24 protein-coding genes are annotated in these 24,376 nt (G+C 68.9%); 16 read left to right on the forward strand and 8 right to left on the reverse strand.

Annotation, left to right across the window (positions count from 1 at the left end):
- Positions 1-156: 156 nt before the first annotated feature.
- Complete coding sequence (locus tag OHA40_RS24460; protein ID WP_330229223.1) at positions 157-1,212, forward strand: cobalamin-independent methionine synthase II family protein; 1,056 nt, start codon at positions 157-159, stop codon at positions 1,210-1,212.
- Between the two features lie 234 nt (positions 1,213-1,446).
- On the opposite strand, the gene OHA40_RS24465 is transcribed toward OHA40_RS24460, so the two are convergent.
- Positions 1,447-2,304 carry a LysR family transcriptional regulator gene (locus tag OHA40_RS24465; RefSeq protein ID WP_330229224.1) on the reverse strand — a complete coding sequence of 286 codons (858 nt, stop codon included), beginning with the start codon at positions 2,302-2,304 and terminating at the stop codon, positions 1,447-1,449.
- Positions 2,305-2,415: 111 nt separating this feature from the next.
- Between OHA40_RS24465 and OHA40_RS24470 the strand changes: the two genes are divergently transcribed.
- The 3 genes from OHA40_RS24470 to OHA40_RS24480 all read left to right on the forward strand — a co-directional run bounded on the left by OHA40_RS24470 (position 2,416) and on the right by OHA40_RS24480 (position 5,856).
- Complete coding sequence (locus tag OHA40_RS24470; protein WP_330229225.1) at positions 2,416-3,708, forward strand: NAD(P)/FAD-dependent oxidoreductase; 1,293 nt, start codon at positions 2,416-2,418, stop codon at positions 3,706-3,708.
- 289 nt (positions 3,709-3,997) lie between these two features.
- Positions 3,998-4,825, forward strand: a complete 828-nt coding sequence (locus OHA40_RS24475) for a GNAT family N-acetyltransferase (protein WP_330229226.1) — start codon at positions 3,998-4,000, stop codon at positions 4,823-4,825.
- On the forward strand, positions 4,822-5,856 hold the full coding sequence (locus OHA40_RS24480) for a lysophospholipid acyltransferase family protein (protein ID WP_330229227.1): 1,035 nt from the start codon (positions 4,822-4,824) through the stop codon (positions 5,854-5,856). The genes OHA40_RS24475 and OHA40_RS24480 overlap by 4 nt, the downstream gene beginning before the upstream one ends.
- Positions 5,857-6,208: 352 nt before the next feature.
- Here OHA40_RS24480 and OHA40_RS24485 read toward each other — a convergent pair whose 3' ends face one another.
- Positions 6,209-6,586 (reverse strand): hypothetical protein, encoded by a 378-nt coding sequence (locus OHA40_RS24485; RefSeq protein WP_330229228.1) that lies wholly within the window; start codon positions 6,584-6,586, stop codon positions 6,209-6,211.
- Between the two features lie 126 nt (positions 6,587-6,712).
- Entirely contained in the window at positions 6,713-6,970 is a 258-nt protein-coding gene (locus OHA40_RS24490) for a hypothetical protein (protein ID WP_330229229.1), read from the reverse strand.
- A gap of 717 nt (positions 6,971-7,687) precedes the next feature.
- On the opposite strand from OHA40_RS24490, the gene OHA40_RS24495 reads away from it, so the two are divergent.
- From OHA40_RS24495 to OHA40_RS24520, 6 genes are all read left to right on the forward strand, one after another.
- The gene (locus OHA40_RS24495; RefSeq protein ID WP_330229230.1) at positions 7,688-8,917 is read left to right on the forward strand and encodes a cysteine desulfurase family protein; all 1,230 of its coding nucleotides are present in this window, start codon (positions 7,688-7,690) and stop codon (positions 8,915-8,917) included.
- Positions 8,917-10,032 (forward strand): tRNA 2-thiouridine(34) synthase MnmA, encoded by a 1,116-nt coding sequence (mnmA, locus tag OHA40_RS24500; protein ID WP_330229231.1) that lies wholly within the window; start codon positions 8,917-8,919, stop codon positions 10,030-10,032. The genes OHA40_RS24495 and mnmA overlap by 1 nt, the downstream gene beginning before the upstream one ends.
- Before the next feature lie 208 nt (positions 10,033-10,240).
- Positions 10,241-11,263 (forward strand): methionine synthase, encoded by a 1,023-nt coding sequence (locus tag OHA40_RS24505; RefSeq protein WP_330234349.1) that lies wholly within the window; start codon positions 10,241-10,243, stop codon positions 11,261-11,263.
- 308 nt (positions 11,264-11,571) lie between these two features.
- The gene (gene ligA / locus OHA40_RS24510) at positions 11,572-13,686 is read left to right on the forward strand and encodes an NAD-dependent DNA ligase LigA (RefSeq protein WP_442943806.1); all 2,115 of its coding nucleotides are present in this window, start codon (positions 11,572-11,574) and stop codon (positions 13,684-13,686) included.
- A 69-nt stretch (positions 13,687-13,755) separates the two neighbouring features.
- Entirely contained in the window at positions 13,756-14,451 is a 696-nt protein-coding gene (locus OHA40_RS24515) for an SDR family NAD(P)-dependent oxidoreductase (protein WP_330229232.1), read from the forward strand.
- Positions 14,448-15,491: an S-adenosylmethionine:tRNA ribosyltransferase-isomerase gene (locus OHA40_RS24520; RefSeq protein ID WP_330229233.1), complete on the forward strand. Its 1,044-nt coding sequence runs from the start codon at positions 14,448-14,450 to the stop codon at positions 15,489-15,491. Before OHA40_RS24515 ends, OHA40_RS24520 begins: the two co-directional genes overlap by 4 nt.
- On the opposite strand, the gene OHA40_RS24525 is transcribed toward OHA40_RS24520, so the two are convergent.
- Together OHA40_RS24525 and OHA40_RS24530 are read right to left on the reverse strand one after the other, a co-directional pair.
- Positions 15,484-15,837, reverse strand: coding sequence for a hypothetical protein (locus tag OHA40_RS24525; RefSeq protein ID WP_330229234.1), 354 nt, complete (start codon positions 15,835-15,837; stop codon positions 15,484-15,486). The two genes, OHA40_RS24520 and OHA40_RS24525, sit on opposite strands and share 8 nt — an antisense overlap.
- Positions 15,838-15,945: 108 nt before the next feature.
- Positions 15,946-16,494, reverse strand: a complete 549-nt coding sequence (locus OHA40_RS24530; RefSeq protein WP_330229235.1) for a Uma2 family endonuclease — start codon at positions 16,492-16,494, stop codon at positions 15,946-15,948.
- A gap of 233 nt (positions 16,495-16,727) precedes the next feature.
- Here OHA40_RS24530 and OHA40_RS24535 point away from each other — a divergent pair, with 233 nt between their 5' ends.
- From OHA40_RS24535 to OHA40_RS24545, 3 genes are all read left to right on the forward strand, one after another.
- Positions 16,728-17,972, forward strand: a complete 1,245-nt coding sequence (locus OHA40_RS24535) for an AAA family ATPase (protein ID WP_330229236.1) — start codon at positions 16,728-16,730, stop codon at positions 17,970-17,972.
- 20 nt (positions 17,973-17,992) lie between these two features.
- Positions 17,993-18,319, forward strand: a complete 327-nt coding sequence (locus OHA40_RS24540; protein ID WP_330229237.1) for a hypothetical protein — start codon at positions 17,993-17,995, stop codon at positions 18,317-18,319.
- 117 nt (positions 18,320-18,436) lie between these two features.
- A complete protein-coding gene (locus OHA40_RS24545) occupies positions 18,437-18,976 on the forward strand; it encodes a GNAT family N-acetyltransferase (RefSeq protein WP_442944076.1) in 540 nt (179 codons plus the stop codon).
- Positions 18,977-19,140: 164 nt separating this feature from the next.
- Here OHA40_RS24545 and OHA40_RS24550 read toward each other — a convergent pair whose 3' ends face one another.
- A complete protein-coding gene (locus OHA40_RS24550; RefSeq protein WP_330229238.1) occupies positions 19,141-19,791 on the reverse strand; it encodes an amino acid-binding protein in 651 nt (216 codons plus the stop codon).
- A gap of 458 nt (positions 19,792-20,249) precedes the next feature.
- Between OHA40_RS24550 and gatC the strand changes: the two genes are divergently transcribed.
- The gene (gene gatC / locus OHA40_RS24555; RefSeq protein ID WP_330229239.1) at positions 20,250-20,549 is read left to right on the forward strand and encodes an Asp-tRNA(Asn)/Glu-tRNA(Gln) amidotransferase subunit GatC; all 300 of its coding nucleotides are present in this window, start codon (positions 20,250-20,252) and stop codon (positions 20,547-20,549) included.
- Positions 20,546-22,015: an Asp-tRNA(Asn)/Glu-tRNA(Gln) amidotransferase subunit GatA gene (gene gatA / locus OHA40_RS24560; protein ID WP_330229240.1), complete on the forward strand. Its 1,470-nt coding sequence runs from the start codon at positions 20,546-20,548 to the stop codon at positions 22,013-22,015. The genes gatC and gatA overlap by 4 nt, the downstream gene beginning before the upstream one ends.
- A gap of 92 nt (positions 22,016-22,107) precedes the next feature.
- On the opposite strand, the gene OHA40_RS24565 is transcribed toward gatA, so the two are convergent.
- A complete protein-coding gene (locus OHA40_RS24565) occupies positions 22,108-23,058 on the reverse strand; it encodes an SDR family NAD(P)-dependent oxidoreductase (protein WP_330229241.1) in 951 nt (316 codons plus the stop codon).
- Between the two features lie 109 nt (positions 23,059-23,167).
- On the opposite strand from OHA40_RS24565, the gene OHA40_RS24570 reads away from it, so the two are divergent.
- Positions 23,168-23,755 carry a TetR/AcrR family transcriptional regulator gene (locus OHA40_RS24570; RefSeq protein WP_330229242.1) on the forward strand — a complete coding sequence of 196 codons (588 nt, stop codon included), beginning with the start codon at positions 23,168-23,170 and terminating at the stop codon, positions 23,753-23,755.
- A gap of 140 nt (positions 23,756-23,895) precedes the next feature.
- Here the strand turns inward: OHA40_RS24570 and OHA40_RS24575 are convergent, their stop codons facing one another.
- Positions 23,896-24,342, reverse strand: a complete 447-nt coding sequence (locus OHA40_RS24575) for an SRPBCC domain-containing protein (RefSeq protein ID WP_330229243.1) — start codon at positions 24,340-24,342, stop codon at positions 23,896-23,898.
- Positions 24,343-24,376: the final 34 nt, after the last annotated feature.

Consider the following 24,376-nt stretch of genomic DNA (forward strand, 5'->3'; position numbering starts at 1 on the left):
TGGCCCTGACCAGAAAACGGTCAGGGCCACCTTTTCGTCAGCAGCGTGATCGCCCGGCATGGCGTCTCAACCGGCTGCCGTTGTGACCTGTGCGAATGGAATTCGGACGCAGGCGAATTCGAGTCGAGGGCCAGGCCTCCGACGTACACTCCCCGTGTGAGCCTCCCCACAGAACTGATCGGTAGCATTCCTCGTCCCCACGACGTCCTGGCCGCCATGGCCGATGATTCCGGCGACGCCACCGCGCTCGCCGAGCTTCAGCAGCGCGCGGTCGCCGAGACCATCCGCCACCTGGAGGAACTCGGCTCTCCCGTCGTCACCGACGGTGAGCAAACCAAGCCGAGCTTTGCCACCTATCCGATCGCCGGGCTGGACAACCTGGCTCCGGACGGTGCGATCATCCCGTTCGCCGACGGGCACCAGCGGCAGCTGCCCCGGCTGACCGCGGGACCGTTTCGCTACGCCGCACATGCGGCGGACTACTTCCGCGCGGCTCGGCAGCACGCCACCGTGCCGGTCAAGCAGGCGGTCATCGCGCCGTCGGCGCTGAGCCTGCTGTATCCGGCGGACGGCATCGACGGGTATCCGCGCGAGCAGTTCCTCGCCGACTTGGCTGACGCGGCCGAGGCCGATATCCGCGCCTGTCTGGAGGCGGGTGCGCACTTGGTGCAGCTCGACTTCACCGAGGGGCGGCTGTCGCTCAAGCTGGATCCCAGCGGCGGCGTGCTCGACCAGTTCATCGAACTCAACAACCTTGTGCTCGATCGCTTCTCGGACCAGGAGCGCGCCAGGATCGGCGTGCACACCTGCCCGGGCGGCGATCAGGACTCCACACACAGCCTGGACGTGGACTACACCGCGCTGCTGCCCAAGCTGCTGCAATTGCGAGTGGGCGCGTTCTACCTCCAGTTCGCCAGCGAATCGGAGCCGGAGAAGGTGCTCGCCGTGGTCGCCGAGCACTTGCCCGCCCATGCGCGTGTGTTCATCGGCGTCACCGACCCGATCGATCCGGTTGTCGAGACGCCGGAGCAGGTGCGTGACCGGGTACTGCTCGCCGCCCGCTACCTGCCCGTGGAGCGTTTGGGCACCTGCGACGACTGCGGTTTCGCGCCGTTCGCCGACGACCGATCCACCTCGCGGGAAACCGCGTTCGCCAAGATCCGGGCGCGCATCGAGGGGACCGCTTTGGCCGCAACGGAATTGGGTGTCTGACCCCCAACTCGACGCGATCAGCCCGAACGGCCCTGGGCATGCTCGGGTTCCAGGGGGCGTCGCAACACCGCTGCTGGTTGGTGGACAAGAGCTAGCGAAGCGCTCGGCTCGGGTATCCCAGCCGAGCGCTTCGTGTGGGCGGCCTCGGCTCGAAATCACAGCCGATTCCTTGCGATCCACTACGCTCCTGCCGCGCGCAAGGGAAGCCGGTCGGTCCCGCTGCGACCGACCGGATCAGCACCGGTGTAGCGCGGACAGCAGGGTGGTCAGGATCGGTGAGCGCTTGGCTTCGGCGCGTAGCACCGCCGAGACCGGGATGCGCAGTTTGTGCTCCGCGAGCGGCAGCACCACCAGCCCCTCGGTGGTGCTCTCGGCGTAGAGCACTGTCCACGCGTCCGGCCGGTTGATCAGCTCCATCGTCGCGGTGTGGTCCGGCGGGATGGGCGGCCCGAAGGTCGGGCCGGTGGGCAGTTCGGCGAACGCGCTGCGAATCACGGTGTGCAGCAATACTTGTTCCTGTTCCGGTGGCAGCAGCAGCGGATACGAACTCAGGTCGGACAAGGTCACCACGTCCCTGGTCGCCAGGGGATGCGCGCTGGAGGTGGCGATCACAAGGTCCTCGACCCAGAGCTGCTCCACCATGAGGCCGGGTTGGTCGACGCTCCCGCGGATCAGCGCGAGATCGCAGTCCCCGTCCGTGACGGCGGCGATGCGCTGGCGGAATGGTTTGATCACGAACTCGATCTCGGCTTCCGGGTGCGCGGCGCGCGCGCCCGCGATCGCCGAGAGCGAACGGGTGGCGAAAGTCATGTTCGCGGCCAGCCGGATGCGCGGCCCCACCGTGCGCACCGCGGCGCGGATCGCCGACTCCAGGCTCAGCATTTGTTTCGCGAGGGGAAGTAGCCGAGCGGTGGCATCGGTTTGTACGACCGAGCGGGTCGAGCGCTCGAACAGTTGTACGCCGAGGTCGCGCTCGAGCCGGGAGATCTGATGGCTGATCGCCGACTGTGAGATGAAGCAGCGCGCGGCGGCGCCGCTGAAGCTGAGCTCCTCGCACACCGCGACGAAGTAGGTGAGCTGCCGAAGTTCCACAGCGCCTCCCATTAATTACGGATCGAGATAAGAGTCATCTTAACTATGCGCTCTGACACCTGAAATATCCGCCCCCCGGATCGCGGTTCGTAATGAGAGAAGGAGGCTGTCATGCAGTACGTGGAAGCGGGAATCGAAACCGCGGGTGTCGTCATTGTCGGATCGGGGTTCGGCGGGCTCGCCGCCGCCAAGCAGCTGGCCAAGTCGGGGGTGGACTTCGTGCTGATCTCCAGCACGCCCGAGCACTTGTTCCAACCGCTGTTGTACCAGGTAGCGACCGGTGTGCTCGCATCGGAGGAGATTGCGCCGCCGATCGCGGGCGTCCTGCGCCGACACCGCGAGGCGGATGTGCGCCTCGGCACGGTGGTCGCCATTGATCCCGACCAGGCCATCGTCACCTACGAGAACGAGGGCGTGCGGCACCGGATCCGCTATGGCTCGTTGATCGCGGCCACCGGTGCGAGCCAGTCCTACTTCGGCCGAGACGATTTCGCCGAGAAGACCTTCTCGCTCAAGACCATCTACGACGCGCGGCGGCTGCGTGCGCAGATCGAACGCGTCTTCGCCGAAGCCACGAACGCCGACGAACCGACCAGGCGCAGGCTGCTGAGCTTCGTCGTGGTCGGTGCGGGCGCGACCGGCGTCGAGGTCGCCGGCCAGCTGAAGGAGCTGGCGAAACGGCACTACCGCCAAGAGATTTCGGTCACCCTCGTGGAGGGCGCGGGCGCGGTGCTCCCGCCGTTCGGCGGCGGGCTGTCGGAGTACGCGAAGAAGTCGTTGACCCGCAGCGGCGTCGACGTGCTGCTCGGCACGTTCGTCACCGACATCGAGCGCGGCAAGGTCACCGTCAAGAGCGCCGACGGTGTCGAGCACGACATCGCGGCGGAAACGGTGGTCTGGTCGGCGGGTGTGCAGGCGGGCGGGTTCGCCGAGATCTTGGCCGACGCCACCGGAGTCGCGACCGACCGCGCCGGTCGTCTGCTGATCAACCCGGACCTCACCGTCGGCGGTTACGCGGACATCTACGCCATCGGCGACATGACCTCGCTCAACGGCTACCCCGGGCAGTCGCCGGTGGCCATGCAGGAGGGTAGGCACGCTGCCGACATCATCCGCCGCAAGAAGCGGCCCGGCACGCCCTTCAAGTACTGGGACAAGGGCAGCATGGCGGTGATCAGCCGGTTCAGCGCGGTGGTGAAACTCAACGAGCACATCACCTTCCGCGGCGTGATCGCCTGGTTCATGTGGCTCGCGGTGCACCTGTTGTACCTGGTCGGCTTCCGCAACCGCTTCGCCGCGGTCGCTTCGTGGCTGGTCGCGTTCGTCGGGACCGGACGCCCCGGCTTCGCCGAGGAGGAGACAACTTTGTCGAAGGTACGCGCTCCGGAACGCTGGGTTGCCTGACCCTTCCCGGGCCTGAGGAATCGCGCTGTCTCGACTCGGAGGCAGCGCGATTCGCGCGTCCGGGTCCGCCGCGCTGCCCGTCCGAATGCGGGCGGCTCCCGCTGGGTGGCGAAAATAGCTGGTCGCGCGATAAGCCGCGCGGTCGGATGCGGTGGTGATGCGGATGGACGAACGGGGTGGAACCGTTCGGTGAACGGTTGGTGTGACCGTCGTCTCGTTAACCGAACCGGCATCGACGCGACACTTCGAGGTTGCTGGGTCGCATTGTCGGGCTGGCTTCATCATGGATATGACTATTTCGTCCGTGCTGACAGCCTCGGCTGGACCGTCGGGCTCCGGGGAGGAACGGTCGGGCTACTCGCTGGTGGTCTCCTCCGACCTCGAGCACCGTGTCGCCGCGCAGCGGCTGCGCTACGGAGTGTTCGCCAACGAGCCGGGCTTCCAGATCCCGGACCACGGAACCGGACTCGACGCCGACCGCTTCGATGAGCACTGCGACCACATGCTGGTGCGTGACGACGCCAGCGGAGAGTTCGTCGGCTGCTACCGGATGCTGCCGCCGGACAAGGTCGCCGCCGCGGGCGGTTACTACACGGCGACGGAATTCGATCTCGCCCAACTGGATCCGGAGGGCATGCGGATCGTGGAGATGGGCCGCGCCTGCGTCGTGCCCGACCATCGCAACGGATCGGTGCTCACCCTCATGTGGGCGGGCATCCTGCACTACATCCAGCTCACCGGCTACGAATGGGTGATGGGCTGCGTGTCGGTGCCCATGCAGGACACCCCGGCCGACCCGCCCGGCGTGAACGTGCGTGGCGTGCGCGATCTGCTGCTCGGCCGCCACGCCTCCGATCCGGAGCGCCGGGTGCATCCGTACAACCCGGTGATCGTCGACCTGAAGACCCTGGACGAACTCACCCCGCCGCCGCGCCCGAAGCTTCCGCCGCTGGTGCGCGGCTACCTGCGGCTGGGCGCGGAAATCTGCGGTGAGCCCGCGCACGACCCCGATTTCGCGGTCGCCGACTTCGTCGTGCTGCTCGGCCTGGACACCATCAACACCCGCTACCTCAACCGGTTACGGGATGCCGCGGCCACCTTCGACGGGGGACGGTGAGGACCGTGGTCTTCGACGCGCCACCCGCCGTGTCCACCGCGCACGCGTGGATGCCATCGAGCCCATGCGGTCCCGGTTGCCTGGATTCGATCGACGAGGTGGGCTCGGGACGGGTGGCCGCCCGGCTGGCCGGGGTCGCCGGACTGCTGCTCAGCTACCCGGTCGCGCACGTGATGACGCCGCGCGGCAAGCGCGAACTGATGCAGCGGGGTTACGCGCGGCTGCTGCTCGGCTGTCTCGGCATGCGATTGCGTGTCGTGGACAACCGGGCGGCCGCGGACGAGCACGGCGTCGCCGATGAGGGCGGCGCCGCGCTCGCGCGGGTTCGTTACGGCGCGCACGATCGCGGCGTGCTGGTCGTCACCGGGCACATCGGCTGGACCGACATCGTCGCGCTGGCCTCGGTGCAGCCGCTCGGCTTCGTGGCGCGCGCGGACATGCTGGATTGGCCGATGCTCGGCAAGCTCGCGAAGGTGATGCGCGTTATCCCGATCGAACGGGAGCGGCTGCGCGAACTGCCCGGCGTAGTGGACGCGGTCGGCGCACGGCTGGCCGCGGGCGAGCGGATCGGGATCTTCCCGGAGGGCACCACATGGTGTGGCCGCGCCTACGGCACCATGCGACCCGCGCTGTTCCAGGCGGCGGTGGATGTGGGCGCCGCGGTGCAGCCGGTGCGGTTGCGGTATCTGGACCGGCACGGCGTGCCGTGCACGGTGCCCGGATTCGTCGGCGTGGACACCTTCGCCTCGTCCGCGCGCCGCATACTGCGGTCGCGCGGCATGGTCGCCGAGATCGTGCTGGAACCGGTGCAACAGCCCGGCACGGATCGCCGTGAGCTGGCCCGGCGCTGCGAGGCGGCTGTGCGTGGCGCCGAACGATCGCGGCACGGCGCGCTGGATGACACAGTGTGGATCGAGGCGGCCCACACCCGGGTTCAGGACCCGTCGGTCGCGGCGGACACACCGGATGTGCGCAGGCCGCGTCGTCTCCCGATGCTGCGCAGTCGCCGCGGCACCGCCGCCGCGCGGTAGGCAGTCGGAGGATCAGGGACGATCGCGTTCGTCGCGACGTCAGCGCGTGTCCGTACGCCGCAAGCAACTCGGTCTTTGCGACGACTACGGAGTCGGGCGATCGGCCGGATGGGCGGAAGAGTTTCATCGCGCCGCCCGCTCGGAATCAATGTCTCTGCGCGGCTGCTGGTTTGACGATGCCAGTCGCGGTAGGCGGATTCCGATTCGTCCAGCGATCGCTGGCGCGGGATCACAGAACCCGGTGGCTTCGTCCGGACATGGTCCGGATCGGTCCGAGCAGCGGATCGGTGCCGGTCGTCCGGAGCGGGTCGTGGTCGTCTCGGCCCGCTCCGGAACGATGGGTCGGCTGGGCTCAGAATCCGCTTCCGGTGGGCGGCCGGTAGCCGTTGTGCCATCCGGGCCTGCCGTGGTCCCAGTCGTCGTGGCGGTGGCGGTGGCGGCCACGGAGCCAGTCGTCGTGGCGTCCGCGATTCCAGTCGTCGTGACGACCCCGGTTCCACCTGTCGTGGCCGTTGCGACCGTGGCGGTGGCGGTGGCCGTTGCGGCCGTGCACCGCGTCGAGCTCGTCGACGGACTCGACGCCGGGCTCGACGGCGGGCTCGAGCACGATCGGGTCGGCCAGCGCGGGCACAGCGACGGCGGTGATCGGCATCAGGGCCAGCATCGACGCCGCGGCGGTACGTGCCAGCACACGGCGCGTCCGTCCGGTGTGGCTGGTGCTTGGGTTCATCGGAACTTCCTCACTCATTGATGTCGCCCGCGGACGACCACTTGCTTCTCCCAGCCCGATAGCCGTTTCCCGCACGTGCTGGAGCGATCAGTACGTTGAACAACGTACCGCTATATAGCGGCGCATTCAATAGGTGTGGATGGATTGATGTGCCCTGTGCCACGAGGCATCCCTCGGGGCGACCACTCCTGTCGCGTGCGCACGAGTGGTCGGGAAATAGCCAGCTATCAGTGACAGGGTGAGGGTGCTCGGGCAGATGGCGGCACCGGACAGATCGACCGCGAGCCCGGTGTTCCAGGCGCCTTCGTTCATGTCGACCGCAGTCCGGTCTCCGGTGATCCCGGCGTCGTCGACGAGGAAGTCCAGGCGTCCAGGGGATGACATCGGCGACGGTGCGTCGACAGTCGTCCGGGCGCCGGCGCGACGGCCTCGTGCCGTTCTGCGCGCTCGATCAACTCGGCGGCGAATTGTGCTGTATGGCAGGGGTTTCGGCGGCAATCACGGCGACCTGTGCATCCCGGTCGGCGAATCCGCGGGCGATCGTGGCACCGAGCGCGGTGGTGCCGCCGGTGACGAAAGTGACGCGGCAGTGCTGTATGTCGGTGATCGGATGCAGGGATCTCCCTAGTACCCACTCATGCGCCGAAGCCCCGAGTCTGGAAGTGTGCTTCGACCACCCGCCCCGCCGACGTCGAACTCGTCCGTCACATATCCCCGAGTCTCACGAAACGAGCGGCCATGACAGCTCCGATGTTCAGGCCACCGCACCGCCGGCTACCGTGCGCCGAACAACCGGAGCGATGGGACCTCGGCACCGGGACTCCCGAGATCTGGATGCAATCGATGCAGATCTGCCTGCGATGCCCGCTGCGTGCTTCGTGCGCGCAGCGTGCCGCCGGCCGGACCTGGAGAATGCACGGCAGAGATCGGCGACCGCGAGGACGGCGCACCGACCCCGGCGGTCCGTTGCGGCGCGGGCTTCGGGAATATCGGAGGGCGGTCAGCGGGTTGCGGATCGTGGGTGAATCGTAGACAAATCGTAGGGCGGCGGAGGATACCCCGAAGATGTGCAGGTCAGCGGTGGGATAGGCTTTATCGGTCATGAAGTCGGCTTTTTCGGGTCCGGTCAACGGTGCGGCGCCCCAGACGGTCTACCTCGATCACGCGGCCACCACACCGATGCTGCCCGCGGCCATCGAGGCGATGACGGCTGCGCTGCGCACGACGGGGAACGCGTCGTCGCTGCACGGCTCGGGTCGCGCCGCCCGCAGGGTGCTGGAGGAGGCGCGCGAGTCGATCGCCGCCGATTTGGGCGCCCGGCCTTCGGAGGTCATCTTCACCTCCGGCGGCACCGAGAGCGACAACCTGGCGATCAAGGGGATCTTCTGGGCGCGCCGCGCCGAAGAATCGCGTCGCAACCGGATCATCGCCAGCGCGATCGAGCACCATGCGGTGATCGACGCCGTGGAGTGGTTGCAGCGGCACGAGGGTGCGGACGTCACCTGGCTGCCGGTGGACGCCGAGGGCGTGGTGACGCCCGGTGTGCTGCGTGCCGCGCTCGCCGCGAACCCGGACGACGTGGCGATGGTCACCGTCATGTGGGCGAACAACGAGGTCGGGACCATCCAGCCGATCGCCGAACTGGCGGCCGTCGCCCAGGAATTCGGGGTGCCGATGCACAGCGACGCGGTACAGGCGGCCGCCCAATTGCCGATCGATTTCGGGGCCAGCGGCCTGTCCGCGGCGAGCTTCGCCGGACACAAGGTCGGCGGCCCGCATGGTGTGGGCGTGCTGCTGCTGGGTAGGCAGGTGCCGTGCGTCCCGCTGCTGCACGGCGGCGGGCATGAGCGCGATCTGCGATCCGGGACCTCGGACACGGCCGCGGCCGTCGGCCTGGCCGCCGCGCTGCGCCAGATGGCGATCGAATTTCCTACGCGCACAGTCGAATTGGTGGCCTTGCGGGACGCGCTGATCGAGGGTATCCGCGCGACTTCCCCGGACATGGTGCTCAACGGACCTCTCGGCGAGCGGCGCCTGCCCGGCAACGTGCACGTCACTTTCCCTGGCTGCGAAGGGGACTCGCTGCTGATGCTGCTGGACGCGGCCGGGATCGAATGCTCGACCGGTTCGGCGTGCACCGCGGGCGTGGCCACACCGAGTCATGTGCTGATCGCCATGGGCGTCGAACCGTGGCAGGCGCGCGGGTCGCTGCGCTTCTCGTTGGGGCACACCTCGACCCGCGCCGACGTCGACGCGTTACTGGAAGTACTACCGCAGGTGGTGGAGCGGGCCAAGGCCGCGGGTCTGGCCGGTGCGAAAGGAGGTGTCTGATGCGGGTACTCGCCGCGATGAGCGGTGGTGTGGATTCGGCCGTGGCGGCGGCGCGTGCCGTCGACGCCGGTCACGAGGTGGTCGGCGTGCATCTGGCGCTGTCGGCGACACCGGGCACGTTGCGCACCGGGTCGCGCGGCTGCTGCTCGAAGGAGGACGCCGGTGACGCCAGGCGCGCCGCCGACGTGCTCGGCATCCCGTTCTACGTCTGGGATTTCGCCGACCGCTTCAAGGAGGACGTGATCGACGATTTCGTGGCCGCCTACGCGGCGGGCGAAACGCCGAATCCGTGCCTGCGCTGCAACGAGAAGATCAAGTTCTCCGCGCTGGCCGACCGCGCGCTGGCGCTCGGCTTCGACGCGGTGGTCACCGGCCATTACGCGCGCCTGGACAACGGCGTGCTGCGCCGCGCCGTCGACGCCGACAAGGACCAGTCCTACGTGCTGGCGGTACTGACCGCGCAGCAGCTCTCCCGCGCGATGTTCCCGGTAGGCGACACCCCCAAGCCGCAGATCCGCGCCGAGGCCGCCGAGCGCGGGCTCGCCGTCGCGAACAAGCCGGACAGCCACGACATCTGCTTCATCCCCTCCGGCGACACCCGCGCCTTCCTCGGCGCGAAGATCGGCATCCGGCCCGGTGCGGTCGTCGACGCCGACGGTCAGGTGCTCGGGCAGCACGAGGGCGTGCACGGGTTCACCATCGGCCAGCGCAAGGGTCTCGGTTTGCCCGGCCCCGCCGCCGACGGCAAGCCGCGGTACGTGACCGACATCGACCCCGATTCCGGCATGGTCCGCGTCGGTTCGGCCGACGACCTGCGCGTCTGGGCGGTCGAGGCCGAGCGCGCCATCTGGACCTCGGGTTCGGCGCCCGCGGGCCCGATCGACTGCGTGGTGCAGGTGCGCGCGCATGGCGGCACCGCGCCCGCGGTGGCCGAGGCGGTGGACGGCGGGCTGGCCGTGCGCCTGCGTGAGTCGCTGACCGGCGTCGCGCGGGGTCAAGCCGTGGTGCTCTACCGTCCGGATCAGGAGGGCGACGAGGTGATCGGCAGCGGGACCATCTCCGGCACCGCGCGCGAGCCCGTCACGAGCGAAGCGGGGTCCGAGGCGGCGCGGTGATCCGGACCGGGCTGCGGCGCGGTAGGTTTCCGGTGCCGTCGCTCGACCTGTCCGGTTCGGTGACAGGGAACGGGGAGGCCGGTGTCACCGCTGAAGTCGGCGGAGTCCGGTAATGGCGGAATCGAACGGACGGAGTACGGCAGCGGTGCAGGAGACCGGCACGGATGGCGCGGCACAAGACGGCGAGACGGACGCAGTGACCGAGCCCATGCGCATACGGGGAGGAATCGCTACCGGAGTCGGCTCCTGGCCGGGTGCCGATCCGCGGGAAGCCGCCGCGACCATTATCGGCGAACTCGGTGAACTGCCACACCTGGTGGAGCTGCCGGATCGCGGCGCGGGCGCGGACCTGATCGGGCGTGCCTCCGCGCTCCTGGTCGACCTGCGTTTCGACACCACGCCGCGGGGCTACCGGCTCGCACCGCGCCCGGGAGCCGTCTCGCGGCGGGCCCATGACCTGTTGCGCACCGATCTCGACGCGCTCGAGGAAGCGTGGGAGAACGCCGGTTTGTCCGGCCGCGGCCGCCTGGTCAAGGTGCAGGCGGTGGGCCCGCTGACCTTGGCCGCGCAGCTGGAGCTGCCCGGCGGACATCGCGTGCTCACCGATTCCGGTGCGGTGCGGGACCTTTCGGAGTCGTTGGCCGAGGGGCTGGCCCAGCATGTCGCCGAGGTGCGCAAGCGGCTCGGCGCGCAGGTCGTGCTGCAACTGGACGAACCATTGTCGACGGTGGTGCTCGACGGCTCGCTGCGAGGCGTGAGCGTGCTGAACACCGTGCGCGCCCTGCCCGAGCCCGAAGCGCTCGCCGTGCTGGACACCGTGATCACGGGCCAGCCTGCCCCGGTGCTCGTGCACAGCTGCGCAGAGCCGCCCGCGCTGGGGTTGCTGCGCCGCAGTGCCGCCGCCGCGATCGGCTTCGACCTGAACACGATCGGCACCCGTGAACTCGACGAAATCGGGGAAACCCTCGAAGCCGGAAAGCAATTGGTGCTCGGCGTCGTTCCGACGCACGCACCGGCCACCGGCACGACCTGGCGCGATTATGCCGAGCCGGGTGTCCGGCTGATCGATCGGCTCGGCTTCGCCCGCAGGACGCTGGCGCAGCGGGTGGCGGTCAGTCCCGCCTGCGGTTTGGCGGGCGGCTCGCTGGAGTGGGGTCGCCGAGCACTCCGTCTGGCCAATGACGTCGCACGGGCGTATGCCGAAGAGCCAGAAGAGCTTTCGTTCTCCTGAGGTCCGGCGCCCGGTGAGGTCCGGTGCCCGGCCGCGGTGTGGAGCAGGGTGACACCGTGCTTTCCGCCGTGGAAGATGACGACGGCAACCGGCGTCGTGCGATCCGTGATTCCGGGTCACTGCCTGACGATGGTGTAGTGCCCCGGGGTTTCCTCGACTGGGCGAGCGGCACCGCGGGGCGCCCGGTCGGCGGGTCTTTCGCCGCGGTCCCACGTGAAAACGAACCGTTCGGATTCTGTGCCGTCGAGGGCGGCGACGTGCGGGAACATGGCGGTGCCCTGTCGGTGGCCTCCGCTAATGTGCGATGGGTGAGTGACAGCGACAGTGCGGCGGTCCCGGCGACGCCGGAGCAGCGGGTGGAGTGGCAGCGGCTCGCGGACGAGGTGCGTGAGCACCAGTTCCGCTACTACGTGCGGGATGCGCCGATCATCTCCGATGGCGAGTTCGACGAACTGTTGCGGCGGTTGCAGGCGATGGAGGACGAGCATCCCGACCTGCTCGTGCCCGATTCGCCGACCCAGCTCGTCGGCGGCGGGTTCGCGACCGATTTCACCGCGGTCGATCACCTGGAGCGGATGCTGTCGCTGGACAACGTGTTCGATATCGACGCGCTGCGCGCCTGGGCCGCCCGGGTGGAGGCGGAGACCGGGCCGAACCTGCACTACCTATGCGAAGTCAAGATCGACGGCGTCGCGTTGAACCTCGTCTACCAGCACGGGCGCCTGGTCCGCGGCGCCACCCGCGGCGACGGGCGCACCGGCGAGGACGTGACGTTGAACGCCCGCACCATCGATGACATCCCCGGCGAGCTGACGCCCAGCGACGAGTTCCCGATCCCGGATCTGCTGGAGGTCCGCGGCGAGGTGTACTTCCGGCTGGAGGATTTCGAGACTCTCAACGCCGCCATCGTGGCCGAGGGCAAGCCGCCGTACGCCAATCCACGCAATACGGCCGCCGGTTCGCTGCGGCAGAAGGACCCGTCGGTCACCGCGCGACGCAGGCTGCGGATGATCTGCCACGGCTTCGGCCGGATGGAGGGCTACACGCCGACCTCGCAGTACGATGCGTACCGCGCGCTCGCGGCATGGGGCCTGCCGGTGTCCGAGCACACCAGGCGGGTGCAGGGCATCGACGCGGTGATCGAGCGGGTGGCCTATTGGGGCGAGCACCGGCACGACATCGAGCACGAGATCGACGGCCAGGTGATCAAGGTCGACGAGACCGCGTTGCAGCGCAGGCTCGGCTCCACGTCGCGCGCTCCGCGCTGGGCGATCGCCTACAAGTACCCGCCCGAAGAGGCGACGACCAAGCTGCTGGACATCCAGGTGAACGTCGGCCGTACCGGCCGGGTGACGCCGTTCGCGGTGATGGAACCGGTGGCCATCGCGGGATCCACGGTCGCGATGGCCACCCTGCACAATGCCGCCGAGGTCAAGCGCAAGGGCGTGCTGATCGGTGACACGGTCACCATCCGCAAGGCGGGCGACGTGATTCCCGAGGTGCTGGGCCCGGTAGTGGACGCACGCCCCGAGGACGCGCGCGAGTTCGTCATGCCGACGCACTGTCCCGAGTGCGGCACCGAACTGCGGCCGGAGAAGGAGGGCGATGCCGACATCCGCTGCCCGAATCAGCAGTACTGCCCGGCTCAGCTGCGGGAACGCGTCTACCACGTGGCGGGCCGCGGCGCGTTCGACATCGAGGCGCTCGGCTACGAGGCCGCGATCGATCTGCTGAAATCCGGCGCGATCACCGATGAGGGCGACCTGTTCGATATGGACGAGGCGGCGCTGCTCACCACCTCGCTCTACGCCAACAAGAACGGCAGCTTGTCGGCCAACGGCAAACGTCTGCTGGAGAATCTGGCCGCCGCCAAGGACCGGCCGTTGTGGCGGGTTCTGGTCGGCCTGTCCATCCGGCACGTCGGCCCTACCGCGGCGCGTGCGCTGGCCGCCGAGTTCGGCAGCCTGGACCGCATCCAGTCGGCGTCGGTCGAGGAACTCGCCGACGCCGACGGCGTCGGCCCGACCATCGCGGCAGCCGTCTCGGAATGGTTCACCGTCGACTGGCATCGCGCGGTCGTGGCGAAGTGGCGGGACGCGGGCGTGCGTGTGGAGGACGAACGCGACGAATCCATCGAACGCAATCTCGAGGGCCTGTCCATCGTGGTGACCGGTTCGCTGCAGGGCTTCACCCGGGATGGCGCCAAGGAGTCGATCCTGATGCGCGGCGGCAAGGCCGCCGGCTCAGTGTCGAAGAAGACCGCGTTCGTGGTGGTGGGCGATGCGCCGGGATCCAAAGCCGCCAAGGCGGAGGAACTCGGGGTGCCGATCCTCGACGAGGACGGGTTCCGGCGGCTGCTGGACGGCGGTCCCGCGGCGGTGGCGCCGGAGACGGCGGCGGAAGACGCCGAAGCCGAGGAGTGACCGGCGCTTGACCTGAAGATACGTTGAGGTATCAGGATCGACTGGTAGGGCGACTACCAGGAGGTCATCATGTCTCAGCCGACCGCTCTGATCACCGGCGCATCGGCCGGATTCGGCTCGGCGCTCGCGCGGGCGCTGATCGGACAGGGATGGCAAGTGCTCGGGACCGCGCGTCGCGCCCACCGGTTGGCGACCGTGGCGGCCGAACTGGGCACGGCATTCGTCGCGATTCCCGGCGACGTCACCGACCCGGGCCACCGCGCGCGGCTGGCCGCCACGGCGCGCGGGGCGGGTGAACTCGCTCTTGTGGTGAACAACGCCAGCAGGCTCGGGCCGAGTCCGCTGCCGCGTCTCGTCGACTATCCGCTCGATGAGCTCGAGCACGTGTATCGAACGAATATCGTTGCGCCGCTGGCCATCCTGCAGTTCGCGCTGCCCCTGCTCGGCTCCGGCGGCAGCGTGGTGAACATCAGCTCCGACGCCGCGCTGGAGCCCTATCCCGAGTGGGGCGGGTATGGCTCGTCGAAGGCCGCGCTCGATCACCTCACCGCGATCCTGGGCGCGGAGCATCCGGAGCTGTCGATCTACGCGTTCGATCCGGGTGATATGCGCACCGAGATGCACCAGGCAGCGTTCCCGGGCGTCGACATCTCGGATCGGCCGGAACCGGACACGGTGGTGCCCGCTCTGTTGCGGCTGCTGGCGGAGAAACCCAAGAGCGGGCGTTACGCCGCGGCCGATTTCACGGTCGGGCGGGTGTCATGACGGTGCAGGCCGACCGGCCGTCCTTCGTCCTGCCACGCGAGCGCGACGCCGCCACCCCGCCCGAGGCGCGGGGCTCGGCGCGGGACGAGGTCCGGCTGCTCGTCGCCGACTCCGAGCTGACCCACGTTCGGTTCCGCGAGCTGCCGGATCAGTTGCGTCCGGGCGACCTGGTGGTGGTGAACAATTCGGCCACCATGTCGTCGGCGGTGGATGCCACGCTCGACGGCGAGCCGGTCGTGCTGCACTTCTCCACCTGGCTGGACAACGGCCGCTGGGTGGTGGAGGTGCGCACTACCCAGCGCACTCCCTATCCGGCAGAGGGACTCGTGCCCGGGGTCGTGCTGCGACTTCCGGGCGCCGCGGCGACCCTGTGCACGCCGTGGTTGCCCGGTGCGCGGCGGCTATGGATCGCCGACGTCACCACCGACGTGCCCCGGTTGCTGGCCGCGCACGGGCGGCCGATCACGTATTCCTATGTGCGGCATCGGTGGTCGGCGTCCTACTACTCGACGGTGTTCGGCAGGATCCCGGGCAGCGCGGAAATGCCCAGTGCGGCCCGTCCGTTCACGGAGCATCTGGTGCTGGATCTGATCGCCGCGGGCATCGCATTCGCGCCGATCACTCTGCACACGGGAGTTTCCTCACCGGAGTCGGGGGAGCCGCCGAGCCCGGAACGGTTCGTCGTCACCGCCTCGACGGCCGGACTGGTGAACGCCACGAGAGCCGCCGGTGGCCGCATTGTCGCGGTCGGTACGACGGTGACACGCGCGCTGGAGACCGTCGCCGACCCGTCCGGTCTGGTGCACGCGGCCGATGGTTGGACCGATCTGGTGCTCGGAGCAGACCGACCGGCTCGGGTGGTCGAAGGACTGATCACCGGGTGGCACGCTCCCGGCGCGTCACACCTGGATCTTTTGGTCGCCGTGGCAGGCGAGGAAACCGTCGCCGCGGCCTATGCCGTTGCCATGGATACCGGCTATCTGTGGCACGAGTTCGGCGACAGCGCTCTGCTGTTCGGCGTGGATAGGCAGCTCAGCTGACCGTCACGGTGGCACCTAGTTGGCCCGCGATGTCGAACCGTCCGCAGCGGCCGTCGCTCAGGTCGAGCTTCTGGGTGATCAGCTTCCCGCGGCGATTCTTGAACGTGGCCTCGGCGGACACGTCGGCGGTCGGCGTCGAGCACACCTTCGACACCGCCCCGGGCGGGTCGTAGCTGACCGTCCCGCCGCCCTGGCAGGTGTTCGTGCTGTTGGCCAGGAACACGCGCGCGGTGCCATCCGGACACGGCGCGTCGGCCACCGCGTCCGGCGCCACGACCAGCGAGCCCAGCGCGAGCGCGGCGACGACGGAGCTTCCGACCACAAGACGACGAACCGTCGGTTCCATCGATACCCTCATCTCATCGAACAACTTCGGCAGTACGCCGCAGAATGACCGCAGCGTGCAGGCATGCTAACCCGCTATCACGGCAGTTGTCCTGGCGATGGGTGTGCGCTACCCGGCGAACAGCAGGTCGTCCACGGCGAGTTCGGTGCCTGCGTAGTGCACCGGGATGTGGTCGCCGGGCCGGTACTCCTTGCGCGTCCGGTACCCCGTGGCTGTCGGTTCGGTGTGCTCGTAGATCACCGTCTTCGTGACCACCCAGTAGGCCGAGTATCCAGCGCGGCCATACAATTTCGCTTTGACGCTGAGGTCTTGCATCACCGTCTCGTCGGAGATTTCGATGACCAGGAGTACGTCGGACGGATCCCAGACGGCGATCTTCGAGCCGATCGAATCGACCTGATCCGCGTCGGCGCGCAGGACCCAGCAATCAGGGTCGGGCAGGGACTGGGCGGTGGGTAACGTCTCGCTGGTCACCTCGACACCGTCGGTCGGAAGCTTCCGCGCGATGCGGAACACTGCTCGGCCGTGCCAAGACCCGATTACCACCGGCCATACCTCCCCCTCGACGAGTTCGACGCGATGGTCGAACGCGCCCGCCTCCCACGCGCGCAGGAACTCGCTGCGCGTCCAGCGGTAGGCGATCGAAGCCCCGGTCATGCGCTCAGGGTACCGTGCCGCCGAGAGAGGAGCCATCGGTCGCGGAAGCAGGTTTGTTCTGCGCGGACGCGGCCGTCATCAGGTCTCGGGGTCCCCGGAGCGGTGCGCCCGACGGCTGGTCGGCGTCCGTGGTCATAGCGCGTGCACCCGCGCGCGAGTCGTGAACACCGGCGGATCGCGGGTGCCACCGGCCTGGTGTCGCCGCGGCGCGGCGCAGACGGAAGTATGGCGGCATGCTGCGCAGTTTTCAGGTGACCAATCACAGATCGCTGGCCGACAAGCAGGAGTTGCGGCTCACCAGGGGGAGCGGGCCGGTGGCCGTGCCGGTGACCGCCGTTCACGGCGGCGCCGCGGCGGGAAAGACGAACCTGATCGATGCGCTCGCACAGATGCGGGACGCGGTCTTGCACTCCGTCACCGGATGGGACCCGTACGCGGGCCCGGTGCGGGCGCCACATCTCGGATTCCCGGATCGGCCTTCGGAATTCGTGGCCGCGTTCGTCGCCGAGGGTGTGCCCTACACCTACGGCTTCCGGCTGGACAACGCCGATGTGACCGCGGAATGGCTGCACACCCACCCGCGCTCGCGTAAGCGAATCGTGTTCGAGCGCAGCGGAGAACAGATCAAGATCGGGCCGATGTTCGAGGCGGCGCGTTACGGCATCGCCGCGCTGGTGCCGCTGGTGCGTCCGAACGCCTTGTTGCTCAGTCTCGCCGGGCAGATGTACTCCGATGCGCTGGTGCCCGCGTACCGGTGGTTCGACTCCATGCTCGAGGTGCAGCGCGGCCCCGCCGAGCCGGACGCCATCGCGCACCGGCTCGGCAGTCACCTGTCCCGGTCGCCGGAGAACGCCGCCCGGCTGCTGATGCTGCTGCGCACCGCCGAGCTGGGCATCACCGATCTGCTCATCGCCGAGAACGACCCGATGTATGCCGACTACCTGCGCGAACTGGACGCGGACATCGCCGGGCTGGCCAAACAGGTCGAGCTGTGCGCCACCTCGCCCGGCTACGCCGACCAGCTGCTGCGCGACAACGGCCTGACCGGTGTCCTGCTCGAACGTGAGCTGACCAACCTGAAGGCCGCGCGCGACGCCTTGTACACACGGATGGTGGCCCGGCGCGGCGTCGGCCTCGGCCTGGTCCACGACGGCATCGCCAACCCGTTCGAGATCGGCGACGAATCATCCGCGACGTTGTCGCTGCTGCGGGTGCTCCCCGCCATGCTCGACGCGCTGGACGCGGGCCGCGTCCTCGCCGTCGACGATATCGGCGCGTGCCTGCCCGCCGAGGAGACCGACCGGCTGATCCAGCTGTTCCAGAACCCCGAGACCAATTCCCATGGCGCGCAGCTGATCTTCACCACGGACAACCGCATGCTCATCGATCGGGGCAACGGACGCTCGGCACGGACCCGTAGCTCGGTCTGGCAGGTCCGCCGCACCGCCAACGGCACCAGTGAGCTCGCGCCGGTGTAGCACGCCCCTAGCATGGGGACATGCTGGAGTTCGCCTCGCTGGTAATCCTGACCGCGGTGCTGGTGTCGCTGATCGTGTTCGCTCTCCGCGGCCGCAAGGGCGCCCGGCCGGCGAACCCGGAGCTGGGGACGCTGTTCGTCACCGGGGTGAGCCCGCGCCCGGACGCGCCGGGCGAGCAGTACGTGACCATCACCGGCGAACTCACCGGCCCTTCGGTCCCCGGCACAGTCGTCTACGGCCGCTTCACCTGGGACACGAGCTCCCGCTGGCCGGAAGTCGGCGATCTGCTCACCGTCGTCTATCCGGCGGGCAAACCCGAACGGTGGCAGATCTCCCAACCCGGCTGAGCAGGTCGAACGATTGTCGGGGCAGGAGAGGACGGATCGATGACCGTGCGGGTCGGGGCGAGGGAGCCGGACGGACGTGACGTAGCCCCCGCTATGGCCGGTGGCATCATGCCGGGTATGGATGTGCGGGACACCCGCGTCGTCGTCCGGATGGCGCGGCCGGAAGAGTACGACGCGGTCGGCGAGCTGACGGTGGAGGTCTACGTCGGCGAGGGCTATGTCCGCGCGGCCAGCCCGTATGTCGCCGAGTTGGCCGATCCGGCCCGCCGCGCGGCGTCGACCCGGATTCTCGTGGCCACCCATGCCGATCGGATCGTCGGCTCCCTCACCGTCGCACGTCCCGGCACCCCCTACGCGGAGACCGCGCTGCCGGGTGAGCTGGAGTTCCGAATGCTCGCCGTCGCGAAGTCCGGGCGCGGTCTCGGCGCCGGAACATCGTTGGTGCGCAGCGTGATCGATCTGGCTCGAGCGGAAGGATTCGCCGCCGTTGCGCTCACGACCATGCCTGCCATGGTCGAGGCGCGCCGGATCTACGACCGTCTCGGCTTCCTGCCTATCCCGAGCCGGGACTGGCGCACCAGCCTCGGGCACCCGCTGCACGTCCTGCGGCTACCGCTCGACCCGGACGCTCGAGAATCCTCGGATCGAGTCTCGTGACCGGGTGCCCATTGTCTTGTGCACGGTGAGCGGGGTGTGGGCAATCGCGCCCGGCAGCCGCCTCGGATGCGGACCCGCGGACGCTGTCGACTCCTCGAAGATCCGGCGGCACTGCGGCGAAACCAGGAAGCGCGGGGCAGAACCAGGTGAGCGCCCGTCCGGAACTAGCCGAGGACGGTCGCGACGATCCCCGCGAGATAACCGAGCCGGGCTACTTCGGAGGGGCGGAAGTCGGGGCCGCCCGGTCGGCCGAGCAGCAGCACCTTGCCGGTATTGCCGAGTGGGGCGGCGGCCAGTTTGGTGTCCATGTCGCGCCAGATCTGCGGCACCCAGTCGGCCTCGGGATCTAGCGCGCTGGGCTTCTCCAGCGGCATCCACGGCGCCGAACCCGCCTGTGTCTGCGGCGCACTCGGACTTCCGACCACCCGGTAGGCGCCCTGCGGGCCGACGTCGATGATCGTGCTCCAGCCGACCCGCAACACCCGGGGCACACCGTCGACCAGCACCTGCAATCGGTCGTCGCGGGCGCTGGCCACATGATCGATGAGTTCGAGTTCGCGGTGGGTGTCGAGGACGCCGGAATAGGGGCGGATCGAATCCACGTGCACGTCGCCGATCGATTCGGCGGCGGTGATCAAGGTGTCGGGCAGTGCGCCCGCGGGCACCTCGACGACCAGGTCGTCGACGGCGTAGCCGGCACCGCGCTCCACCACGTCGAGGGACAGGATGTCCGCGCCGACGGATCCGAGTGCGAGGGCGAGTGCGCCGAGGCTTCCCGGTCGATCCGGAAGTTGCACGCGGAGCAGATACGACACGCGCGTTCCTTTCCTTGGGCGGCCGAGGTTCTGAACGGATACCCGGGTAACGCAATAATTACACCCCTACGGGCCGGTTATCGAGTCGAAGTGCCGCCAGTGACACACGCCACTGGGCGGATTCGCGCACAAGCGGCGTGTCGGGCTATTCGGGGGATTCGTGTCGCGATGCGGACCCGGTTGCCAGGTGCCTGCTCGCGCGGATCGTCCCGCTCGGACGGACGAAGCGCAGATGCCAGAGGGACGGTCGTCGCCGGTGATCAGGCGGATGCCTCGGCCTCGTTCGGCCCGCTCCGGGCTGCGACGGACTACGTCCGGCTGTGCCCATTAAGGTATGGGTATGGCATGCACGCTATTGCGTGTCACGCATGCTGTTGCCTGTCGTGCATGCCGACGCCGTCCGCTGCCAGCGGAGCCGGTGTGACCTGTTGAAACCGAAAGCCGAAAGGGGTCCCGCGGTGCCCGCCATCTCCCGCGACGAGGTCGCACACCTCGCCCGGCTGTCCCGGCTCGCCCTGTCCGACGCCGAACTGGATCAGTTCGCCGGACAGCTGGATTCGATCCTGAGCCACGTGCGGACCATTTCCGAGGTCGCCGCCGCCGACGTCCCGGCCACCGCGTCGCCGAACCCGGCGACCAACGTGACCCGCCTCGACGAGGTGGTGCCAGGCCTGACCCCGCAGGAGGCGCTGTCCGGCGCGCCCGCGGTGGACGAGCAGCGGTTCCTGGTGCCGCAGATCCTGGGAGAAGCCGAATGAGTCCGACCACGCTGTCGGCGGCCGAGCTGGCCGAGAAAATCCACGGCGGGGAACTGTCCTCGGTGGAGGTGACCCAGGCGCATCTGGATCGGATCGCCGCGGTCGACGGTGAATACCACGCCTTCCTGCATGTCGCGCCGGAGCAGGCGCTGGCGGCCGCGGCGGAGGTGGACGCCGCGATCGCGTCGGGCGCCCCGCCCGCCTCGCCGCTGGCCGGAGTTCCCTTGGCGCTCAAGGACGTATTCACTACCACGGACATGCCCACCACCTGCGCGTCGAAGATCCTCGAGGGCTGGGTGTCGCCGTACGACGCAACGGTCACCACGAAACTGCGCGCCGCGGGCATCCCGATCCTCGGCAAGACCAACATGGACGAGTTCGCGATGGGCTCCTCCACCGAGAACTCGGCCTACGGCCCGACTCGCAACCCGTGGGACACCACCCGCGTCCCGGGCGGCTCGGGCGGCGGTTCCGCGGCCGCGCTGGCCTCGAACCAGGCGCCGCTGGCCATCGGGACCGACACCGGCGGGTCGATCCGCCAGCCCGCCGCCGTCACCGCGACCGTCGGGACCAAGCCGACCTACGGCACGGTGTCCCGCTTCGGCCTGGTCGCCTGCGCCTCGTCGCTGGACCAGGGCGGTCCGTGCGGCCGGACGGTGCTGGACACCGCGCTGCTGCACGAGGTGATCGCCGGATACGACCCACGCGATTCCACCTCCCGCGACGTGCCGGTGCCGCCGGTTGTCGCGGCCGCACGCGCGGGGGCCAACGGCGATCTGCGTGGCGTGAAAGTCGGTGTGGTGAAAGAACTGCACTCCGACAGTTATCAGCCGGGCGTGCTCGCCTCGTTCGACGCCGCGGTGGCGGTGCTGAAGGATCTCGGCGCCGAGGTGGTCGAAGTGTCGTGTCCGCACTTCGAATACGGGCTGCCGTCCTACTATCTGGTGATGCCGTCGGAGGTGTCGTCGAACCTGGCGCGGTTCGACGCCATGCGCTACGGCCTGCGTGTCGCCGACGACGGGCAGCACAGTGCCGAGCAGGTCATGGCGGCCACGCGTGCGGCCGGGTTCGGCCCGGAAGTCAAGCGGCGCATCATGATCGGCACCTACGCGCTGTCGGCGGGGTACTACGACGCCTACTACGGCCAGGCGCTCAAGGTGCGTACGCTCATCGCCCGCGACTTCGACAAGGCTTATGAGCAGGTCGACGTGCTCGTCTCGCCGACAAGCCCGTTCACCCCGTGGAAGCTGGGTGAGAAGGTCGACGACCCGCTGGCCATGTACCTGTCGGACCTGTGCACCCTGCCCACCAACCTGGCCGGGCACCCGGCCATGTCGGTCCCGTCCGGTCTGAGCCAGGACGACGGCATGCCGGTCGGCCTCCAGATCATGGCTCCCGCCCTCGCCGACGACCGCCTCTACCGGGTGGGCGCCGCCTACGAAGCCGCGCGCGGTCCCATCGCCTGACGTACCGGTCCTCGCAGAGCCGTTGGATTCCTCGCCTAGGCAGCGAGGAACCGAGCGGCTTTGCGAGACCGAGTGTGGGGAGCAGCGCGCGGCTATACGGGCCAGGTGAATTCGGGGTCGGTCACGTAGTCCTGGCGCCGTTGGTCCAATGCGATCGCCACCATCTGGTGCGCGCCTGGGCCGATGACCTTGCGCAGCGGTGGATTCGGCATGTTCACGAGCTCGATCAAGCCTGCGGCGCCGATCTCCGGGGACGCCTCGATCCACTCGGTCTCGGTGCCGGGCGCGTCGCTCGAGGCGAGATCCGCTGATTCGCCTCCGCGAGTGGTGGATTCCCCTGGAACGGCCGCAGGTTCGGATCCGTCCGGCGTGCCGCTGGTTGCGGTCGCCGGGGCGTCGGCGGGCGCCTTCGTCGGATAGTCCGGCATGCCGAGGACGGCGCTACGCAGGTCTTCGTAGGCCGGGATACCGGTGGCGAACCGCATGCTCGACTTGGCCCAGTCGGTGTCGAAGCCGCCCATCTGGGCGAGCGTGACCCGGACACCGAACGGGCGCAGTTCGTCGGCCAGCGAGGCGCTGAACCCTTCCAACGCCCATTTGCTCGCGTTGTACATGCTGAACAGCGGGAGGCTGCCCACGGCGCCGACCGTGGAGATCTGCACGATGTGCCCGGAGCCCTGTGCGCGCAGGTGCGGCGCCGCCGCCTGGGAAACCCAGAGCGCGCCATAGAAATTGGTGTCCATCTGGTCGCGGATCTGGGCTTCGGTCAGTTCCTCCAGCGCGCCGACCAGGCCGTAACCCGCGTTGTTCACGATCACGTCGATTGTGCCCATCAGCGCGAACGCCTTGTCCACGGTGGCGATCGCGGCCTCCCGTTCGCGCACGTCCAAGGGCAGCACGGTCAGCCGGTCATCGGCGAGTTCCGCCATGGACTCCGGATTCCGGGCGGTCGCGACCACACGATCGCCCGCGGCGAGCGCGGCGGTCGTGAATGCTCGGCCGAGCCCGCGGTTGGCGCCGGTGATGAACCAGGTTCTGGTCACGAAGAATCCTTTCGTAGCGAGACGATCCGTCTCGTTTGAGAACGATGCCAAGCAAACCCGGGCTTGTCAAGACGAGACGTATCGTCTCGTCGTCTGCTAGAGTGGCGGCATGCCCGACACTCCTTCCGTCGCGCGGCGCAGCGAACGGGCCCGCGCCGCGATCCTCACTGCCGCCGCCGAGCTGATCCGCGAACTGCCCTACGCGAAGCTGGGCATCGAAGCGATCGCGGCCCGTGCGGGTGTCGGCAAACAGACCATCTACCGCTGGTGGCCCTCGAAGGGGGCGGTCGTGTTCGACGCCATGCTCGAATCCGATTCCGGCCCTGCGGGTCCCGCCCTGCCGGATACCGGCGACGTCGAGGCCGACCTGCGCGAGTTGCTGCGCGGCTCGATCGCCGCTATGACCGATCCGGGTTTCGAATCCTTCCTGCGGGCGATGTACGTCGAGATCCAGCAGGACCCCGAACTGGGCGCCGCTTATCGCGAACGGCTGCTGCTGCCGCAGCGCTCCGCCATCGCCGATCGGCTCGCCGCCGCCGTCGACGCGGGTGAACTGCGCGCCGACCTGGATCTCGACTTCGCTGTCGACCTGCTGCTCGGCCCTACGCAAATGCGGTGGTCGCTGGGGCTCGGCGGACTCACCAAGGACTATGCCGACGTGGCGCTGGAGGCTGCGCTGGCGTATCTGCGGGCGTGATGCCCGGCCGCGATGGTGCGTCGGTCGCCCGCGGAAACTCGGTCACCCGCTGCCCGGCTCCCTGGAACGTGCCACGCTGCACCGGAACTCGCTAGCAGGGCGAGGGCTGTATGCGGGGGCGGACGCCGAGCATGTCTCGATCAGGAGGCTCGCAGCGACTCGGCTTGCTTCCGGATGCCTTCGGTCATGTCCTCGAAACCGCGGCGCAGGTTCTTGCCGAGCAGCGCGACGACCACGGGATGTAGCCATCCTCCGAGTTCGAAGTGCGACTCGTACCGGGCGCGGTTGTCCGCGAGGGGCGTCACGGTGTGTGAGCGGAGGCTGTGCAGCGCGCCCAGGGGAACCGGCTTCATCGCATAGCTGAGTTCGCGGCCGGGGGTATGGGAACGGATCCACTCGCGCTGTTTACGCGGGCTGGAACCGGAGACGTGCACGAGCATGTCGATCGGCTCGCCGGGAACCAGGGAACTGCGGCACTCCGTGACGAAGGGATTCCATTCGCCGTAGCGGGGGAAGTCGGTGACCACCTGCCAGACCAGCTCGGCGGGGGCGTCGATGTCGACGGCGAGATCGATGACAAAGGCCATGAAGGAATTAGAACACGTTCTACGAAGGATGGCT

It is taken from the genome of Nocardia sp. NBC_00508 (genome assembly GCF_036346875.1).
Taxonomy (GTDB): Bacteria; Actinomycetota; Actinomycetes; order Mycobacteriales; family Mycobacteriaceae; genus Nocardia.

Bases quoted from the DNA above. Each gene is read 5' to 3' on its own strand.
- OHA40_RS24570 (WP_330229242.1), top strand. From the start codon at position 23,168: ATGCCCGACACTCCTTCCGTCGCGCGGCGCAGCGAACGGGCCCGCGCC.
- OHA40_RS24495 (WP_330229230.1), top strand. From the start codon at position 7,688: ATGAAGTCGGCTTTTTCGGGTCCGGTCAACGGTGCGGCGCCCCAGACG.
- OHA40_RS24525 (WP_330229234.1), bottom strand. From the start codon at position 15,837: ATGGAACCGACGGTTCGTCGTCTTGTGGTCGGAAGCTCCGTCGTCGCC.
- OHA40_RS24490 (WP_330229229.1), bottom strand. From the start codon at position 6,970: ATGTCATCCCCTGGACGCCTGGACTTCCTCGTCGACGACGCCGGGATC.
- gatA (WP_330229240.1), top strand. From the start codon at position 20,546: ATGAGTCCGACCACGCTGTCGGCGGCCGAGCTGGCCGAGAAAATCCAC.
- OHA40_RS24470 (WP_330229225.1), top strand. From the start codon at position 2,416: ATGCAGTACGTGGAAGCGGGAATCGAAACCGCGGGTGTCGTCATTGTC.
- OHA40_RS24530 (WP_330229235.1), bottom strand. From the start codon at position 16,494: ATGACCGGGGCTTCGATCGCCTACCGCTGGACGCGCAGCGAGTTCCTG.
- OHA40_RS24515 (WP_330229232.1), top strand. From the start codon at position 13,756: ATGTCTCAGCCGACCGCTCTGATCACCGGCGCATCGGCCGGATTCGGC.
- OHA40_RS24540 (WP_330229237.1), top strand. From the start codon at position 17,993: ATGCTGGAGTTCGCCTCGCTGGTAATCCTGACCGCGGTGCTGGTGTCG.
- mnmA (WP_330229231.1), top strand. From the start codon at position 8,917: ATGCGGGTACTCGCCGCGATGAGCGGTGGTGTGGATTCGGCCGTGGCG.
- OHA40_RS24485 (WP_330229228.1), bottom strand. From the start codon at position 6,586: ATGAACCCAAGCACCAGCCACACCGGACGGACGCGCCGTGTGCTGGCA.
- OHA40_RS24535 (WP_330229236.1), top strand. From the start codon at position 16,728: ATGCTGCGCAGTTTTCAGGTGACCAATCACAGATCGCTGGCCGACAAG.
- OHA40_RS24520 (WP_330229233.1), top strand. From the start codon at position 14,448: ATGACGGTGCAGGCCGACCGGCCGTCCTTCGTCCTGCCACGCGAGCGC.
- OHA40_RS24575 (WP_330229243.1), bottom strand. From the start codon at position 24,342: ATGGCCTTTGTCATCGATCTCGCCGTCGACATCGACGCCCCCGCCGAG.
- OHA40_RS24545 (WP_442944076.1), top strand. From the start codon at position 18,437: ATGGATGTGCGGGACACCCGCGTCGTCGTCCGGATGGCGCGGCCGGAA.
- OHA40_RS24505 (WP_330234349.1), top strand. From the start codon at position 10,241: ATGCGCATACGGGGAGGAATCGCTACCGGAGTCGGCTCCTGGCCGGGT.
- OHA40_RS24475 (WP_330229226.1), top strand. From the start codon at position 3,998: ATGACTATTTCGTCCGTGCTGACAGCCTCGGCTGGACCGTCGGGCTCC.